A 16,653-nucleotide genomic window follows, 5' to 3' on the forward strand; every position below is an offset into this window, starting at 1 on the left:
TGTAGTTAGTGAAACGGATGGTTACACCGTTGGGACTGATGCTCGCCACGCTTGGTTCTGGCTATCTGAGATAGATCGGAACAAGTCACGTAGCTCTTTCAATAAACCTTCTTGGAAACCAATGTTTTCATCGGCTTTCTGTTTGGCTGCTTGTGCGCGAGTCGCTTGTACTTCATCATCTTTGCTGCGCGCTTGCGCTTTGGTTTGCTCTACATTCGATGCTGAGTTTGCCATCTGGCCCAAAGCTTGAAGAATCGCGTTCTTCGCTTGGTTTGAGCTCATCAACTTATCGAACTTACGGCCACCACTTGTCAGCTGCGCTGTCGTGTCTGCGATATTGTCTTTCGCTAGTGAGTGCGCACGCTTAACCTGATCTTGCTGCGTTTTAGACAAGCTATTGTTATTTAATAACTCTTCTGCTTGATCGAAGCCAGCTTTTTGCGTTTTCAGTACATTATTGCTCGCCATTTCATTCTTGATTTCTTTCCCTGCTTTGAAAGAACCAAGGGCACCAATAATTGCGGTAGCACCCGCTAATACACCCGAAACGACTGCCATCGCGATCATTGCGCTTGCCGAGTTGTTTAGTTCTGCCGCTTGGCTTTCTAAACTCGCGACGTTTGCTTCAACAGCAATTTCACGTTGTAGCACTTGCTGCTCACGGCTCAGCTTTGATACTTGATACAACAATGTTAATAGCGTCAACGATTGTGATACCGCATCTGATGGTGACTTGATCACCTCCTCACCGTTAAGCGCTTTCATCGTTGTGCTCATTAATGAGCTCACCGTCGGCGCAAGAGCACTCATTAAGTTTGCAACAACTTGAGCTTGGTTACTCACTGTGGGAGCTTTAGGTGTCTCTAACTGGTAGCGTGCTGCACCAGAAACACCTGACTCACTTTGGCTTTTAACGGCACCCGCTTCAAGCTTTGTTTCCGGCGCTTTTTCTGCTTTGTTGGTTTTAATGGTATCGCCTAAACCGTATAGTTCACCACGACCCGTTCCGCCTACTTTATCTAGCATAATAAACTCCTTATACCGTTGCAGGACGGCTTAACACCGTTTGCATAGTTTCACTTTTCGCTTGAATCATTTGCATGATGAGGCTCATCAGCTCTTGGAAGTCTTCCATCAACTTACCAATCTCTTCTTTGAGCTTATCAATGACAGCCTGGCTTAACGTCATTTTGGCTCGAAGGTCTGTGATATCAGCCTGAATCTCTGTTACGTGAGCATTGTTAGCAGCATGGACACTGTCCGTTGCGCCTTTACCCACGTTGACGGCAAGATCGACGGTTTCTGCGCCATAACGAATCGCTTTCGCTGTTGTTGTCGCAGCTTTTGTGCCCATATCCGCCACTTTCGCCATGTTTGCAGCGGCTTTCGTAGCGATTTCCGTGACCTTTTGAGCTACCTTACCAGCACCTTTTGCTGCAAGTTTCGCGATACCGCCAGCAGCTGCACCACCAAACGTCACAACAGCTCCGATAACCGCGACGGCGATTTCTAATGCCATTACGACTTTGTTTAGCACATCGACATTTACGCCCGCTTCTTTTAGCGCATCTTGAACGGCTGGCTCTTGCAACGCCATGCTCACTGCTCCCATGACGCCACCAGCGATCATAAGTGCACCGGCTGCTGCACCAACACCCGTTGCCACCATTACGGCACCAACAACAATAGAAACCACCGCACTGATCCAACCAAAGATCTTCGCTGCTAAGCCTGATTTTTGGGCTTCTTTTGCAGCGGCTTCCGATTCTTTGATTTTGTCTTGGTTTTCCACCATCTCTTTTTCGTGCTTAGCTTTTGCGACCTTCACTTCCTGAATTTTCAGCTCGTTTTGAGCACTTTTCAGTTTATCCGTGATAGCAGCAAGCTCTACTTCAAAATCATCAGCAGATCCTGCGATGATTTTGACGGCAATCGAACCTGTTTGGTCTGCAACTGCATGGAGAGATTTTGCAATGGTATCGACGATCTTTTGCAGCTGTGCCATGGCTTTTAGCGTCAAATCATTCACTTTGTCACTAACAGCTGCGTTAGGTGCATCTAACTGAACTTTTACTTTTCCGGTGTTCAGTACATCTGCATCTTTACTCTTCACGTTTTCTACCGTCACAGAAGGCGTCGCTGTAGACGCCGTTTTCTGCACGTTATCTAACGTGGCTTGGCCAGATTCAGGGCTATAAACCTGTGTCTGGATGCGGTCAAGTGCAATAGAACTCATAGTCTAATTACTCCTTTTTATTTCTCACCGCTTCTAACATGATGCCTGCACGCTCATGCAAATCTGCATATTGTGATTTTCCGGCAGACATCTCCTTCGCGCTGTAAAACCCACTCTCTGCTTCTGTCAGTTGTTCCAGTTTAAGGTGACATTCAGCAGAGTGAAAAGGTGGGCGTGGATCATTTACGTCCACTAGCGCTGCGTAGCTGTAGGCGTCTATTGCCTGCAGATACTCACCCAACTCCTGACGAGCCGCGCCAAGGCCAATGAAAAATCGCGCCTGATAATGATCAAGCATGCTGAGTAATTGAAATACTTTCGCTGCTTGCTCAATCTTTCCCGATTGGAAAAAGTTGTAACCTACGGCATAAATGTGTTCGATGGTGTCCTGAGACACATCGTGCAACATTTTTAGCGTGCCTCCCTCTTCCAAAAAAGACAGCAGTTCTTCTGCTTGCATTTGAGATGGATCGGTCGCGTTTGTTTTAGTCATGGTTGGTTATCCTTAAATGGCTCGTAGGATTTCTTGTAAAATACTGTGGTACTTCTGAACAAACTTGTTCATCGCTTCAACGGTCGAGTTGTATTGAGAACTGGTGTCGTTCAGCTCAGTGGTTTTGATTTGCACTTCATCGTTAAGCAACTTGGATTTAGCACTGACAGAACTAGAAAAATTAGACAGCTTTTTCGACTTCTCTTCGTCTTGGTACGAAGCACCATCACCGATAGTAATACCTTGTGTTTGAAGGAAGTCTCGATGGTTTGTTATCTTATTATCCGTCAAATACTTGTACTCAGGTGAAGCTTCAAAATCCGTTTGATTGCTGTAGTTAAAGTCACTCGCTTTGAAGTTACTTTCTGGATATCCCGGCTTATAAACCCCATCAACACTTTGCGTAGAGTGAATTTTTGATTGCACAACACCAAAAACTTTAAGCTGTATTGTGAGATCCTCTAATGCCTCTTTCTGGTCATTACGTTTCTCTAAACGGTTAACACGACGCTCATTTAGTGCAAGCAGCACTTGCTCATCAAAACGGTCTCCAATGCTGGACTCAACAACGGCCAACAAATCACGAGCCGTTAGAGAGTGCTCTGCTCTCACCTCGCGATCCGCTTTCTCTTTGTCGGTGATATTGAGTAGACGCTCTTTCAATGCCCCTAAGTTTTTGCGCAATGCCTCGTATCGCTCAGTAAATGAAGCCCCGGTAGATTCACCTTTTACTATTTTTTCAAACTGTAATCGGATATCTCGTTCGGTGTTTTCTTTGATCAAATTAACTTGAGCTGCCGTTATTTGTGTCTTTTGGACATCGGCTATCGCGCTGTCCTGGTAAAAGTCGTCGATTTCTATATTTGTTAAACTCACCGCGAAGTTGGCGAACAGACTAGAAAGGGTCAAAGGCTCAGTTCCACCAATGACAGTATTAAGTGCTGCTTTTAGATTGTTCGTTCCACTCGCCTCACCATAAGCTGCGCTATATTGGCCTTTCACTTGAGCGGCCATTTCATCTAACGCTTCTTTAAGCTGCTGCTTAGAAATACCAGGAGTCCAGGTAATTCTGCTAGCTAGCGCACTTGCGTCATCGGTGCTTAAAGTAATACCGATGCCTTGAAAACTACTTTTTAATTGAGCTGAGACTTGAAGGGCGAAACTCTCTTTAGTCAACAGAAAGTCCGAGCTCTTCAGTTGCGCGAGATTAACGGAACCTAAGCTACTAAAGGCATTGCGAAGAAAAGAAATAGAAGCATCTCTCACTTCACGGGAGCCCATTTGATTAGCAAGCTCTGCAACAAAAAGAGAAATTTCTTTGGTGGCATTAGCCAGACCTGTCTCGGAGAGGTTGGCGATCTGCTCCGCTTGGTTACTCTGAGTGCCCAGATTAAATTGACTAACAAACTCAGTAGACAACGAGCTATCTACGTTTTCCGTCAGTAACTTACTAAACCAGGCCTGAAACTGATTTGATAGCGTTTGGTTTGTTTGAGCATTAAACTCGGCTGCGGTTAATTCGCCATCTGAGTTAGCACTTTGTAGCGACTTTATCCAAACAGATGCGGTGTCGGTCAATGATATATCAGCAAACGCGTTATTTTTCGCTTTTAGGTTTTCAAGTGTATCAACATAAAGCGCGATGCTTTGTGATTCCGTTTGTCCCGAGATAGTTGGCAATGAAGAGATTAGAGAGGCAAGTTGCTGAGTCTCTGCTTCACCCAGTACAGGGGTAAATGCCTCTATCAAGTTTTGTTGGAAAGTGGGTAATGGTGCACTACTCGCAGCTGTGTCTGTTGCTCCTATCGTAGAGCCAGTCGTTTTCATATTCGTCATTTCCAAACCTCTAAATCATCATGCCGCGCATCACTGTGGGACGCTTTCTGCGTTTACCTGACGTACCTTGTAGCTGAGTTTGTTGTTGCCGGCGGCGCTGGACTTCGTCTATTAGCTCTTGCTCTGCACGTTTCATGGTATCTACTGGTGCTTTTATGCCGCCAAGTAAAACATCACCCGCAACAGGACCAACACCTAAGCCTTCCAATAGCTCGTTAAAAATATCGGTTCTGTCTTCAGCTTTTCTAATGGCAAGCTCAGCGTTCTCAATCGCATCGGTAAACGGTTGCTTCATCTTGATTCCTATCTTAAAGCGGGTCATCTCATCGGTGCTGTCAGTAACAGTCGTGAGTTTTTACTTTTTCAACTTTTTCAAAGGTCTATAATCTGCTAGGCGTAAACAGTACCAGTCGTCTAGCTCATCATGGCTTGCACCGCATGCTTTTAGATAGAATTGTGCCAATCGCTGGCTGCTCATGTTGCTACCACGTAACACATCGACGTTGCCGCGAATGACCCAATCGGAGGGATAAAGTTGAATGGCATGTTCAGCCAAAAGAAATAAGCCGGCAAAGGGGTTACTCAACCCCAATTTGGGACGAACGCGTTTCAGAAGAACGATGATGATTTCACCGTCCTCCACCCGAAAAACGAGCTCTAAGCCTTCAACTTCAATTCGATAACCAAGTTGAATTTCACTTTGTTGCCAAAAGTATGGCGTCACTTCGATCCCCGCTTGCGCCAGCGAGAGTATTAGTTTTGTTTTCATTACATCCCCACCCTTCCAAGTGGCTGAATATTGATTTGCTGGGTTAGTTCTTGAAATGACAAAACGGGCAGATCGTAGTATTCCGATTCAATAAGCTTTCGCACATATCGGCGTACATCCATAGACACAACTAGCACAGGTTTATTCGGCATGCGGCTTAAGTCACCAATGGTCTGTTTCACATCACTGACAAATTGTTGCGTTACTGACGGATCTAACGCCAAGTAACTCCCTGCTGAGGTTTGACGAATACCGCTGCGTATTGTGTCTTCGAGATTTTGATCCAATAAGTAAGCGGGCAACATGTTTTGTCCGCTCGCGTATTTGTAGCAAATGTAACGTTTTAAGCTGGAACGAATGTACTCCGTCAGCTGTACAACATCTTTCTCTTTTTGGCCCCACTCAACCATCGCTTCCAAGATCACGCGAAGGTTTCGGATAGAAATGTCTTCAGAAACCAAGCGTTGCAAGATTTCCGTCATTTTTTGCAACGGAACAATACGCTGGGCTTCTTTGACTAGCTCCGAATAACTGCCTTCCATCTGCTCCAACAGATAACGCGTCTCCTGAATACCAATAAAGTCTTGTGCGTACTCCTTGAGAACATGAGACAAGTGGTACGTTAAAATTCTGTCGGGTGTGAGAAAACCTACATGACTGGCTACGAGTTTTTGCTCATAACTCTGTGCCACCCAAATGCTAGAAATACCAGGTAGAAAATCTTCATCTTGCTCATAAGGCACGCCTAATAAATCGATCTGTTCATTCCCTTCTGTCACCAAGAGTTGATCTTTAACAATTCGTCCTCGTGCAACCGGGACTTCTTGTAACTGAATTAAGTACTCGCCATTTTGCATCCCCTCGTTAAAGCGCAGGTGGATGCCTGGGAAAGGCACGCCTAGGTCGAGATATAGTGCGCGTCTAACCCTTGCTAGCTCTTCATTTAATGCGACCGCTTCCAAGCTTTCCTGAAGGCTCGCGTCAAGATCGATCAAGAGTGGGACCGTCATGGCAAACTCTTCTTGCTCACCTAATTTGCCTTTACTGTTTCTAGATGGAGTGGGTTTGCTTGGCTTCGCTGCTGGCGAACCGGCCCCTTGCGAAACAAAGCTTGATAAGTCGGTGCTATCTGATTCAGCTTGTTTTTTCTGTTGATAGAAAAGGAAGAAACCACCACCACCAACCACGGCGGCCAAGACAAGAAAAGTGATTTTTGGAAACCCAGGGATGAGTGCGAACAGCACCAAAAGCACACCACCAATAAGAAGCGCACGTGGCTGAGCAATCACCTGCCCACCAATGTCCGACCCAAGATCAGAAGAGTCTTCATGAGAAACACGCGTCACGATAATACCGGCGGTAATCGCGATAAAGAGTGCCGGGATCTGCGACACCAAACCATCGCCAACGGTCAAAATCGCAAATAACTCAAGTGCTTCAGAAGCACTCATGCCTTTTTGCGTTACCCCGATCGTGACGCCACCTAAGATGTTGACCACAATGATGACCAGACCCGCAATGGAGTCGCCTTTAACGAACTTCATCGCGCCATCCATCGAGCCATACATTTGGCTTTCTTTTTCAATCAGTGATCGTCGGTGCCTAGCTTCGTGTACGTCAATTACTCCAGCACGCATGTCACCGTCAATACTCATCTGCTTACCAGGCATCGCATCGAGTGAGAAGCGCGCACTAACTTCTGCTACCCTTTCTGAGCCTTTGGTGATCACCATAAACTGAACAATGGTAATGATCAGGAACACAACAATACCGACCACTAAGTTACCGCCCACAACGAAGTTACCGAATGTATAAACGATTTGACCAGCATCGCCTTGTAGCAAGATCAAGCGGGTTGTCGTGATAGATAAAGACAGACGAAACAATGTCGTGATCAATAGCACCGCAGGAAATGCAGAGAACTCAAGTGGCGTGGTGATGTAAATCGCTAACATAAGCAGCACCACCGCAATGCTCATGTTGGTGCCAATCAGCACATCCACCAGTGCGGTAGGAAGTGGCAATATCATCATAAAGACGATCGCGAGTAACATCACCGCAAGCATGATGTCTTTGCGTTGCCCTACTTTGTTTAGAATATCGATCAACTTATTCATGTGATTCACTATTTAAAGATTGCAGATAGCGTCGGTGCGCTTGGCGTGCCCCATCGACGTCATTTTGTTTCCAACGCGCTTGGCTTAAACAAAACCAGAGTCCTGCCGAGTCAGGATGAAGGTCGGATTTTAATAAGTGCTCACACACCTCAATCGTCCGGGTATATCGACCACTTTGTAAACACGCCACAGCAAGTGTTTGCATCGCCTCTTTGTGATGCGGTTCTATTTCTAGAACCGCATCGAGAATAGAAATGGCATGCTCTGGCTTTTGGTATTGAACTTGTAGCGCAGCGTGAACAAGTAAGAGTTCAATGTCTTTGGATCTCAACATGTTGGTTAGACCTGAATAAGGAGATTGAGCGCCATAGTGAGGTAACGCTGATCAAGTTGTGTACTTTGTAGCGTTTCGGATGCTTTGATAAAAGAAACGGAGCCTGAGTCCTGTGCAAGAACTTGCAGCTGAGCCAACGTTTCATCGAACTGTTGGCGGTACTTTTCTGGACGCAACAACTCTGAGTGCAACAATTTTGGCTTGGTTAACGCGATTAGGTATTGGTCTGAAGGCCTGAGGTCATAGAGCTTCTCTAAATGCGTAGCGACCGCCTGTCCATCCGGAAGTAATTGAAACCGTTCAGGGAAATCGGCCTTAACCTCACTATGAGTAACATGCGTGAAGGCTTCTATGCCTACGTTTAAAGTGCTAACTCGAGTCATGAGCCTGCCACATCGTTATGCAGACGAGCCAAAAGCGTAAACGCTTGCTCTAAGGTCGGAAGTGTTACTTCTTCTCCTTTTAGCCTTGCTGAAAAAACCAGAGTTTGCTCATCTAACAAGCCGGTTTTAATTTCGAAAGGCCAGCCTTGATCGGCATGACACAAACACAGTGCACTTTGAATCATGTCACTGGTTTGATGCCAAGATAACGCTCGAGACAACATCAAGAATAACTGCTCACCCTGTCGCTCAATATGCAGCGTACCACTTTGCTCAAAATCCAGCTGCACCCGTCCAGCTGATGAGAAATCGACGGCATCGAGCCCCATTCCTCGGCAAAATTCATCGACGGATGCATCAATCCAACTCATCTTCCCACGCTTCCTCTTCTTCTATATCAATGGCTTCGTCTAGCGCCTTTTGTACCGCTTGGATTAAATTCTGTCGTTGTTCTTCATCGGCGAATACGTCAATTGGGATTGCGCGAACTAACTTATGGAACTCTCGAAAAAAATCGATTTTTTGTTCTACCGCCGTCAATTCCATTGCGTTGGCGACTTTCCATATCTCATCACTGCTTACCCATCGCTGCTCTACCAACGCAATCACATCAGCCATCAAATTAGAAACTTGATAAGCCATAATTCGTCCTTTCCGGTTTAAACATTTGGAACAGCTGACTCACACGATCTTGCAACGTATTTAGAGTTTTGAGTTTTTGCATATCGGACATCAACCACTGCAACTTAACCGAATCGATACTGCTACCTTGAACACTAAGATCTGCACTCATGCCTTGCAGCATAAAGTCAACAGCAGTCGATACCTCCTGCTCACCAAAGCGCGCCACTACATCTTGATAAGCCGCGCCGAGCCCTTGATAACTATGAACGGTATCGCGGTAGAAGCCGCGCAGCTGATGCAAAGAGCTAAACTCTTGCTCTTGGCTGTATTCATCAGCAAAATTTGAGACACGGATTTCCGTATCAATTTGAGACCATGTATCTGGGTTTTGCTCGATTCTTAGAAGTGCTTGGTCAATCAGCGCTAGTAGGTGTTTACTTTCTGGACTCGCACTCAAAAACTTTTTAACGGCTTTTAGGGCGAGGTATTGATGGCTTTTCTCCTCGGAAAACCCATTCAAGTAGGCTTGTAATTGCGCGATGGTCGAGATATTTCCTCCCGCCATTTTTGTAGCCAAATCTTTGATCTTTTGATTCTTTTCAAGATCAGGGACTTTTCTTAAATAGTCCGAAACGAGTTCATGTGCTTCATTAACTCGAACACCACTGTCTTTCACTTTGCGCTTGGTCAGATCTTTCTCTGCTTTTTCGGAACCGAGTGAAGTGAGTTCTTCCATCGCATCAAAAAGTGATTGTGTGGCATTGTGAACACGGACGGTTTCACCGCGATAATTGCCTTTTTGTGAAACGTCGGGGCGAGACGATTCCAACCCGTTTTGGATAGACGCATCAAACTTTGGATTTGTTGCGATATGATTGTTGATAATACTCATTCACTTGCACTCCTTCCGCACAATACAGGCGAATTATAGGAAGTGCGCTTTTTTGAAGCTGTCAAAATCAGACGTGTTTTTTTAGTGCGCTTTCAGTTTTCTAAAAACTCCCGACTGATATTCACTATAAATTGATTCTTATACTTTCTATCCTCTCAGCATCAATCATTGCGCATATTTTTACCTTGAACGATTTCTCATACATCACTGATATCCAACAATCTGCGATTAAACACACGCGTTTGATCCAAATTCGCGGGCGCGTTACACAAGTCACCGGCACCATTATCAAAGCTGTCGTCCCTGGCGTTCGTGTAGGTGAACTGTGTGAGTTGCGTAATCCCGATCAAACTCTGTCTTTGTTAGCGGAAGTGGTTGGCTTCCAGCAGCATCACGCTCTGCTCACCCCGTTAGGAAATATGTTTGGGATTTCCTCAAATACAGAAGTAAGCCCAATGGGCAAAATGCACGAAGTGGGTGTTGGCGACCACCTGTTAGGTACAACGCTTGACGGGCTTGGGCGTCCTTTCGATGGTACGCAAAGTCAGGAACCAAGTGCTTGGTATCCTGTTTATCGCGATGCGCCACCACCAATGCAACGTAAACTGATTGAAAAGCCAATCTCTCTTGGCGTTCGATCCATTGATGGGCTACTGACCTGTGGTGAAGGTCAGCGCATGGGTATTTTTGCAGCGGCTGGCGGGGGTAAAAGTACCCTACTGGCAAAACTGATTCGCTCCGCAGAAGTTGACGTGACCGTTCTCGCTTTGATTGGTGAACGTGGACGCGAAGTGCGCGAGTTTATTGAGCATGACCTAGGCGAAGAAGGTATGGCCAAATCGGTTTTAGTGGTCGCTACCTCTGATCGCCCAGCAATGGAGCGCGCCAAAGCCGCCTTTGTTGCCACTTCTATCGCAGAATATTTTCGTGACCAAGGTAAACGCGTGCTACTGCTGATGGATTCGGTGACGCGTTTCGCCCGCGCACAGAGGGAGATTGGACTAGCCGCAGGCGAGCCACCAACACGACGTGGCTATCCACCTTCTGTTTTTGCCGCTTTGCCAAAGCTGATGGAACGAGCTGGACAATCAGACAAAGGATCAATTACAGCACTGTACACCGTGTTGGTGGAAGGTGACGACATGACGGAGCCTGTCGCGGATGAAACTCGCTCAATTTTAGACGGGCACATCATTCTCTCGCGCAAACTTGCGGCAATGAACCATTACCCCGCCATTGATGTACTTCGGTCAGCAAGCCGAGTGATGAATCAAATCGTTGAATCCGATCATCAGGTGTCTGCTGCTCATATTCGCGAAATGTTAGCTAAGTATGAAGAAGTTGAACTGCTAATCAAAATTGGCGAATACCAACATGGCGCAGATAGCCGAGCGGATATGGCCATTGCACAAAGTGATGATATACGCGCCTTTTTACGCCAAGGCACTCATGAACCAAGCGATCTTGATGGCGCTATCGCTCAACTTAAAGGGATGGCGAAACAATGATAGAACGCTTATTAGAAATCAAAAAAATTCGCGCTGACCGTGCGGATAAAGCCGTCAAGCGTCAAGAATACCGAGTGTCAAACGCCGCAGCACAGGTTCAAAAGGCCGAACGTTCTGTCGCGGACTATCACGTTTGGCGCCAGGAAGAAGAAGAGCGACGTTTTGCTAAAGCAAAACAACAAACGCTCGTTCTTAAAGAGCTGGAAACATTAAGACAAGAAATCGCGTTGTTAAGAGAGAGAGAAGCCGAACTTAAACAACGTGTGGCCGAGTCAAAAAAAGCGCTTGAAATCGAACGCTCGGCACTTAAAGAAAAGCAAAAAGAGGCGCGACAAGCCCATAAAACCAAAGAAAAATTCGTTCAGTTGCAGCAACAAGAAGTCGCGGAAAAATCGCGAGAAAGGCAATACCAAGAAGAACTCGAACAGGAAGAGTTTCGCACTGTCGACATTATCTAAAGGTTCACTATGCGCATTACCCCAACAACTGAAACATCGAATACGCTGCACAAATCAACGCCGGAACAAGTGCCTCTCGAGAAGGAGGCCGAGCTTCAATCACAATTCGAGCATGCAATGACGAAGAAGCCTAGCAAGGGAAAGGAGTCTATCGTTGCGAATCCCCAAAAAAATCATACTGGCGAAGAAGACATACCGCTAAGGCATAAGACATCTCAAGGTCTAGATAAGAAACTTAACCTATCGAACCAAGAAGCCAACGCTGACAAAAACACCTCCACTTTAAAAGGTAAAAGTGACGTCGTCACTAAGAGAGATATAGAGAAACCGCAAGACGACGCAGCAAATAGCGAAGAAATAATTAGCGAAAACAATAAATTGCTTAAAAATGATGGAAAAAGCGATGGCGACACAGTTCTAAGCTCCCCTTCTACCGAGCGTGTTGATCCTCACTTTCAAGCTCAAGCTCATTTGAAAGATGATAAACCGACGCCGATGGATAAACATACCTCGCCGGATTGTCTCTCTACGCTTGAATCTGGCTTGCTTCCCCAAAGTGCGACAGAGACAGAGCTCGCTCAATATGGGATTAACATTGTTGGCTTAACGAAAAAGCAAACTGAAAAAACGCACAATAAGCGTGCAACTCCGTCGCTACAGAATACAGGCAAACGACCAGACCAAACTGGTGGCCTGCCTGAAACCAAGCCTCTTGAAAAAATCGAGACGAAAAGCGCACTATTCGCCGTTAAAACGGATGAAGAAAAAGTGCCCTCTCAGCCCTTTGCAAGTGCGGTAACACAAGGCGATGTCATCCTAAAAAGTGTTGCTTCGCAGTCTCAACCAAGCCCAACGCGAGACGTAAACCAATTACTCCAGCAATTGGTGGACAAAATCTATGTTGCTCTGCCAACCGCATCGGACAACAAAGAGGTTCGGCTGTTTCTAAGTGAAGGGCAATTAAAAGGTGGTGAAATCCACATCAAGTTGGACGCTCAAGGGTATAGCGTGACGATTCGACAAGAGCATGCCCTTTCCATTATTAGCCAGCAAGCTAGACAAGATCTTGCTGAACGGCTAAACCGATTCGGCGGTGAGCAGCCACTTCGCTTAGCGATCAGCGAACAAACTCAACAGCTCGATCAACAACAACATGAACAACAACACTCACGCCAACAACGCAGCGTGTATGAAGAATGGCAAGCGGAGAATGACCTATGACGCCGTTAATAATCCCCAAAGTGGATGCAGAAAGTATCGCGCTCAGCAATCAACTTTGTGCAAAACAGTGCCACTTCCAAGGGACTGATGGTCAGAGCGTATCGATTACTGTTGCTCAAATCCCTTCATTTGAAGGGTTCCGTTTAACCACGTTGATTGGAGGGCAAACCCTACAAGTAGACTTTTCTCGTGCGCAGCTCCAACATTGGCTGAAATCGACCTTAAATGCTACTGCGTTTGAGTCCCTGCCTAACTCCCTCCAGTTAGCACTTTTGAGCTCACAGATAGAACCGCATAGTGAGGCAATCAAAGCGCTATTTGGTCAGTTACCCATTCTTAGTCAACTACAGCCGTTAGAGGCGAGCCAGGCCCAAGAGCATACTTTAATGTTAACCCTCAATAAGCCTAACGGCTCTCTTTGTTTGTGGGTTAGCGAAGGATCAGACGTGTTGTTGGATGCGCTACCAAACAGCGCTGCTCTACAAGCTCGACACCTCGCTTTACCTGTGTGGTTAAGTCTTGGAAGGACCCATTTGACGTTAAGCGAATTTAATTCGCTCGAGCTGGGAGATGTCATCTTTTTTGACGATGGTTACATCGCCAAGCAACAAGCCATTTTTCAAGTATCTAACCAGAATCTCTGGCGCTGCCAACTGGATGACCAAACTCTTCACATTATGGAAAAAGAAACCAATATGAATGACGTAAACACTTCAGAAATGTTAACCGACCACCAGCAACTGCCTGTGGAACTCACGTTTGATATCGGCCATCAAACCATCACGCTAGAGCAGCTTAACCAGCTTCAGCCAGGGTACGTATTCGAGCTAAACCAGCCTGTATCTAAGCCGGTAACATTGCGTGCCAACGGCAAAATCATTGGTGAGTGTGAACTGGTTAATGTTAACGAACATTTAGGTGTGCGCGTACTGGAGCTGTTCGGTGGCACGCAGGAGCCAGCATGATCCAGTTACCCGACGAGCTCAATCTCATTGTCAGCTTAGCACTGCTGGCACTGATCCCATTTATCGCCATGATGGCGACGTCATTTGTGAAACTCGCCGTTGTATTCTCACTGCTGCGTAACGCTCTCGGTGTACAGCAAATTCCGCCGAATATGGCGCTTTACGGATTGGCTATCATTCTGTCAATTTTCATCATGGCTCCCGTCGGGTTTGAAACCTACGACTACGTAAAGCAGCATGATATCTCCCTTGAAGATTCTGCAAGTGTAGAAGGCCTCATTGAAAGCGGTTTACAGCCTTATCGAGAATTTTTGAAAAAGCATATTCGGGAAACCGAAGCCATATTCTTCACTGATGCTGCACGCACATTGTGGCCACAGAAGTACGTAGACCGTTTAGAGTCGGACAGCTTATTGCTCTTACTGCCCGCATTTACCGTCAGCGAGCTTACTCGCGCTTTTGAAATTGGCTTTCTGTTGTACTTACCGTTCATCGCTATTGACCTAATTGTGTCGAATATCCTACTCGCGATGGGGATGATGATGGTATCGCCAATGACGATTTCCCTCCCCTTCAAATTGTTGCTTTTTGTCTTGCTTGACGGCTGGACAAAGCTCACCCACGGCTTAGTGTTGAGTTACGGTTAATCACGGAGAAAGTATGCATTCTGCTGAAATCATTCATTTCACGACTCAAGCATTAACCCTAGTGTTGTACTTGTCATTACCGCCGATTTTAGTCGCAGCATTGGTTGGTACATTGGTGTCGCTTATTCAGGCGTTAACTCAGGTCCAAGAACAAACGTTAGGCTTTGTGGTCAAGCTTATCGCGGTCATTATTACGCTGTTCGTCACAACGCAATGGCTAGGGGCAGAGCTCCACGCCTTCGCCTCGCTTGCTATGGATAAAATTCCTCAAATACGATGAGTTATCACGACTTACACCAGGTTTTATTTTTGTACAGTCTGACGTTACCTCGGTTAATGGCATGCTTCATCTTTTTGCCTATTTTGAGCAAGCAAATGCTAGGCGGCACCATGGTGAGAAATGGTGTGCTTTGCTCACTCGCGCTGTTTATATTTCCGATGATTAATCAGCAAAGCTTGCCCGCAGAAACCGACGGCATTTGGCTGATAGTGATTTTGGGTAAGGAGGTATTAATTGGGCTATTGATAGGGTTTGTTGCTGCTATCCCCTTTTGGGCGATAGAAGCGGCCGGTTTTCTGGTCGACAACCAACGTGGTGCTGCCATGGCAAGTATGTTTAACCCAACGCTAGGCTCACAATCCACACCAACAGCCGTGTTGCTGACCCAAACGTTGATTACCCTGTTCTTCTCTGGCGGGGGCTTTGTCACTTTTATCTATGCGTTATTCAAAAGCTATACATCTTGGCCGATCGTGGACTTTTTCCCAACCGTTAGCGACGCATGGGTTAGCTTCTTCTACGCGCAATTTGAACAGCTTATGTGGCTTGGTGTGTTGATGTCCGCTCCACTAGTGTTGGCAATGTTTCTTGCTGAGTTTGGTCTGGCGCTTATCAGTCGTTTTGCACCGCAATTGAATGTTTTTTTCCTTGCCATGCCAATAAAAAGTGCCATCGCGAGTGTTTTACTGATCGTGTATCTCGGAATAATGATGGATCACTTTGAAGTACAGTTTTACGGCATTACCCGATTCGCAGAACAACTCAATACCATTTGGCAATAACGCTTAGGATTCTTTATGAGTGCAGAAAAAACTGAGCAACCCACCGCAAAAAAGTTACGCGATGCTCGACAGAAAGGTCAGGTTGCCAAAAGCCAAGAAATCGTATCGTCTGCATTAATTTTGGCGCTCATAATTGTACTGTTTGCGTTCGCCGATTATTACATGTCGCACATCTCAGCGCTTATTCTCCTACCAAGTAAGCTTGCTTATCAGGGTTTCCAAGATGCGCTAGTCGATGTCGCTATCGCCATCGCAAAAGAAATTGCCTATCTACTCGCTCCGATTATTCTGGTTGCTGCACTCGTCGCCATCTTTTCCAATATGGGGCAGTTCGGGTTCCTATTTAGTGGTGAATCCGTTAAACCCGACATCAAAAAGATCAATCCCGTCGAAGGTGCCAAACGCATTTTTTCCCTCAAGAGTGTGATTGAGTTTATCAAGTCGATCCTTAAAGTCTCTCTTCTTTCCTGCATTATCTGGGTGACATTACGCGGTAACATCAACACTTTAATGCAAATTCCAACTTGTGGGCTAGAATGTGTCCCGACCATTACTGGCGTCATGATTAAACAATTAATGATTATCTCTTCGGTAGGCTTCATCGTCATCGCTGCCGCAGATTTTGCGTACCAGAAGTTTGATCACACGAAAAAGCTCAAAATGAGCAAGGACGAAGTGAAGCGCGAATACAAAGAGATGGAAGGCAGTCCAGAAATAAAAAGCAAACGTCGTCAGTTACACCAAGAGCTACAAGCCTCTAATCAACGTGAAAACGTTAAACGTTCTAATGTATTAGTTACAAACCCAACACATATCGCGGTTGGCCTTTATTACAAGAAAGGCGAAACGCCCCTGCCCGTCATCACTTTGATGGAAACCGATGCGGTAGCCAAACGTATGGTCGCAATCGCTAAAGAGGAAGGCGTGCCTGTGATGCAAAAAGTCCCTCTTGCTCGTGCACTATACGCCGACGGTAACGTCGACCAGTACATCCCAAGCGATCTTATTGAGGCAACTGCGGAAGTGCTTCGTTGGTTGGCTTCGTTAGAGTCCGAGGCGGACTAACAAACCACATCCCATTCAAGATCTGGGCTTACAACTGCCCAGC

20 protein-coding genes are annotated in these 16,653 nt (G+C 46.1%); 8 read left to right on the plus strand and 12 right to left on the minus strand.

Annotated elements, in window-relative coordinates:
- Positions 1–21: 21 nt before the first annotated feature.
- The 12 genes from vopD to sctW are packed head-to-tail and all read right to left on the minus strand — an operon-like array spanning position 22 to position 9,684.
- Positions 22–1,026: a type III secretion system translocon subunit VopD gene (vopD, locus tag R7Z41_RS03110; RefSeq protein ID WP_005377262.1), complete on the minus strand. Its 1,005-nt coding sequence runs from the start codon at positions 1,024–1,026 to the stop codon at positions 22–24.
- A gap of 10 nt (positions 1,027–1,036) precedes the next feature.
- Positions 1,037–2,236, minus strand: coding sequence for a type III secretion system translocon subunit VopB (gene vopB / locus R7Z41_RS03115; protein ID WP_005377260.1), 1,200 nt, complete (start codon positions 2,234–2,236; stop codon positions 1,037–1,039).
- Positions 2,237–2,243: 7 nt separating this feature from the next.
- Positions 2,244–2,729 (minus strand): SycD/LcrH family type III secretion system chaperone VcrH, encoded by a 486-nt coding sequence (gene vcrH / locus R7Z41_RS03120; RefSeq protein WP_005377258.1) that lies wholly within the window; start codon positions 2,727–2,729, stop codon positions 2,244–2,246.
- Between the two features lie 12 nt (positions 2,730–2,741).
- Positions 2,742–4,565, minus strand: coding sequence for a virulence-associated V antigen (locus R7Z41_RS03125; RefSeq protein WP_277987948.1), 1,824 nt, complete (start codon positions 4,563–4,565; stop codon positions 2,742–2,744).
- A 10-nt stretch (positions 4,566–4,575) separates the two neighbouring features.
- Positions 4,576–4,860 carry an LcrG family type III secretion system chaperone gene (locus R7Z41_RS03130; protein WP_005377254.1) on the minus strand — a complete coding sequence of 95 codons (285 nt, stop codon included), beginning with the start codon at positions 4,858–4,860 and terminating at the stop codon, positions 4,576–4,578.
- Between the two features lie 60 nt (positions 4,861–4,920).
- The gene (locus tag R7Z41_RS03135; protein WP_053304394.1) at positions 4,921–5,334 is read right to left on the minus strand and encodes an LcrR family type III secretion system chaperone; all 414 of its coding nucleotides are present in this window, start codon (positions 5,332–5,334) and stop codon (positions 4,921–4,923) included.
- Entirely contained in the window at positions 5,334–7,460 is a 2,127-nt protein-coding gene (gene vcrD / locus R7Z41_RS03140) for a SctV family type III secretion system export apparatus subunit VcrD (protein WP_086013006.1), read from the minus strand. The genes R7Z41_RS03135 and vcrD overlap by 1 nt, the downstream gene beginning before the upstream one ends.
- The gene (gene vscY, locus R7Z41_RS03145; protein ID WP_158156522.1) at positions 7,444–7,785 is read right to left on the minus strand and encodes a type III secretion system chaperone VscY; all 342 of its coding nucleotides are present in this window, start codon (positions 7,783–7,785) and stop codon (positions 7,444–7,446) included. Before vscY ends, vcrD begins: the two co-directional genes overlap by 17 nt.
- 5 nt (positions 7,786–7,790) lie before the next feature.
- The gene (gene vscX, locus R7Z41_RS03150; RefSeq protein WP_064368455.1) at positions 7,791–8,168 is read right to left on the minus strand and encodes a type III secretion system protein VscX; all 378 of its coding nucleotides are present in this window, start codon (positions 8,166–8,168) and stop codon (positions 7,791–7,793) included.
- Complete coding sequence (gene sycN, locus R7Z41_RS03155) at positions 8,165–8,539, minus strand: type III secretion chaperone SycN (protein WP_005388159.1); 375 nt, start codon at positions 8,537–8,539, stop codon at positions 8,165–8,167. Before sycN ends, vscX begins: the two co-directional genes overlap by 4 nt.
- Positions 8,526–8,810: a TyeA family type III secretion system gatekeeper subunit gene (locus tag R7Z41_RS03160; RefSeq protein ID WP_005377239.1), complete on the minus strand. Its 285-nt coding sequence runs from the start codon at positions 8,808–8,810 to the stop codon at positions 8,526–8,528. Before R7Z41_RS03160 ends, sycN begins: the two co-directional genes overlap by 14 nt.
- Positions 8,791–9,684 carry a type III secretion system gatekeeper subunit SctW gene (sctW, locus tag R7Z41_RS03165; protein WP_017821331.1) on the minus strand — a complete coding sequence of 298 codons (894 nt, stop codon included), beginning with the start codon at positions 9,682–9,684 and terminating at the stop codon, positions 8,791–8,793. Before sctW ends, R7Z41_RS03160 begins: the two co-directional genes overlap by 20 nt.
- A gap of 185 nt (positions 9,685–9,869) precedes the next feature.
- Here sctW and vscN point away from each other — a divergent pair, with 185 nt between their 5' ends.
- The 8 genes from vscN to vscU are packed head-to-tail and all read left to right on the plus strand — an operon-like array spanning position 9,870 to position 16,610.
- Positions 9,870–11,192, plus strand: coding sequence for a SctN family type III secretion system ATPase VscN (vscN, locus tag R7Z41_RS03170; protein WP_130546116.1), 1,323 nt, complete (start codon positions 9,870–9,872; stop codon positions 11,190–11,192).
- Positions 11,189–11,650 carry a type III secretion protein gene (locus R7Z41_RS03175; RefSeq protein ID WP_005377236.1) on the plus strand — a complete coding sequence of 154 codons (462 nt, stop codon included), beginning with the start codon at positions 11,189–11,191 and terminating at the stop codon, positions 11,648–11,650. Before vscN ends, R7Z41_RS03175 begins: the two co-directional genes overlap by 4 nt.
- A gap of 9 nt (positions 11,651–11,659) precedes the next feature.
- Positions 11,660–12,871: a type III secretion system needle length determinant gene (locus R7Z41_RS03180; protein ID WP_318136300.1), complete on the plus strand. Its 1,212-nt coding sequence runs from the start codon at positions 11,660–11,662 to the stop codon at positions 12,869–12,871.
- Positions 12,868–13,836 carry a SctQ family type III secretion system cytoplasmic ring protein VscQ gene (vscQ, locus tag R7Z41_RS03185; protein WP_017634547.1) on the plus strand — a complete coding sequence of 323 codons (969 nt, stop codon included), beginning with the start codon at positions 12,868–12,870 and terminating at the stop codon, positions 13,834–13,836. Before R7Z41_RS03180 ends, vscQ begins: the two co-directional genes overlap by 4 nt.
- Positions 13,833–14,483, plus strand: coding sequence for a SctR family type III secretion system export apparatus subunit VscR (gene vscR, locus R7Z41_RS03190; RefSeq protein ID WP_005377232.1), 651 nt, complete (start codon positions 13,833–13,835; stop codon positions 14,481–14,483). Before vscQ ends, vscR begins: the two co-directional genes overlap by 4 nt.
- Before the next feature lie 13 nt (positions 14,484–14,496).
- Entirely contained in the window at positions 14,497–14,763 is a 267-nt protein-coding gene (vscS, locus tag R7Z41_RS03195; RefSeq protein ID WP_005377227.1) for a SctS family type III secretion system export apparatus subunit VscS, read from the plus strand.
- On the plus strand, positions 14,760–15,545 hold the full coding sequence (sctT, locus tag R7Z41_RS03200) for a type III secretion system export apparatus subunit SctT (protein WP_017634548.1): 786 nt from the start codon (positions 14,760–14,762) through the stop codon (positions 15,543–15,545). Before vscS ends, sctT begins: the two co-directional genes overlap by 4 nt.
- Positions 15,546–15,560: 15 nt before the next feature.
- Positions 15,561–16,610, plus strand: coding sequence for a SctU family type III secretion system export apparatus subunit VscU (gene vscU / locus R7Z41_RS03205; RefSeq protein WP_151514828.1), 1,050 nt, complete (start codon positions 15,561–15,563; stop codon positions 16,608–16,610).
- Positions 16,611–16,653 lie beyond the last annotated feature (43 nt).

This window comes from Vibrio sp. 1457 (genome assembly GCF_033340195.1).
GTDB classification, from domain to species: Bacteria; Pseudomonadota; Gammaproteobacteria; order Enterobacterales; family Vibrionaceae; genus Vibrio; species Vibrio alginolyticus.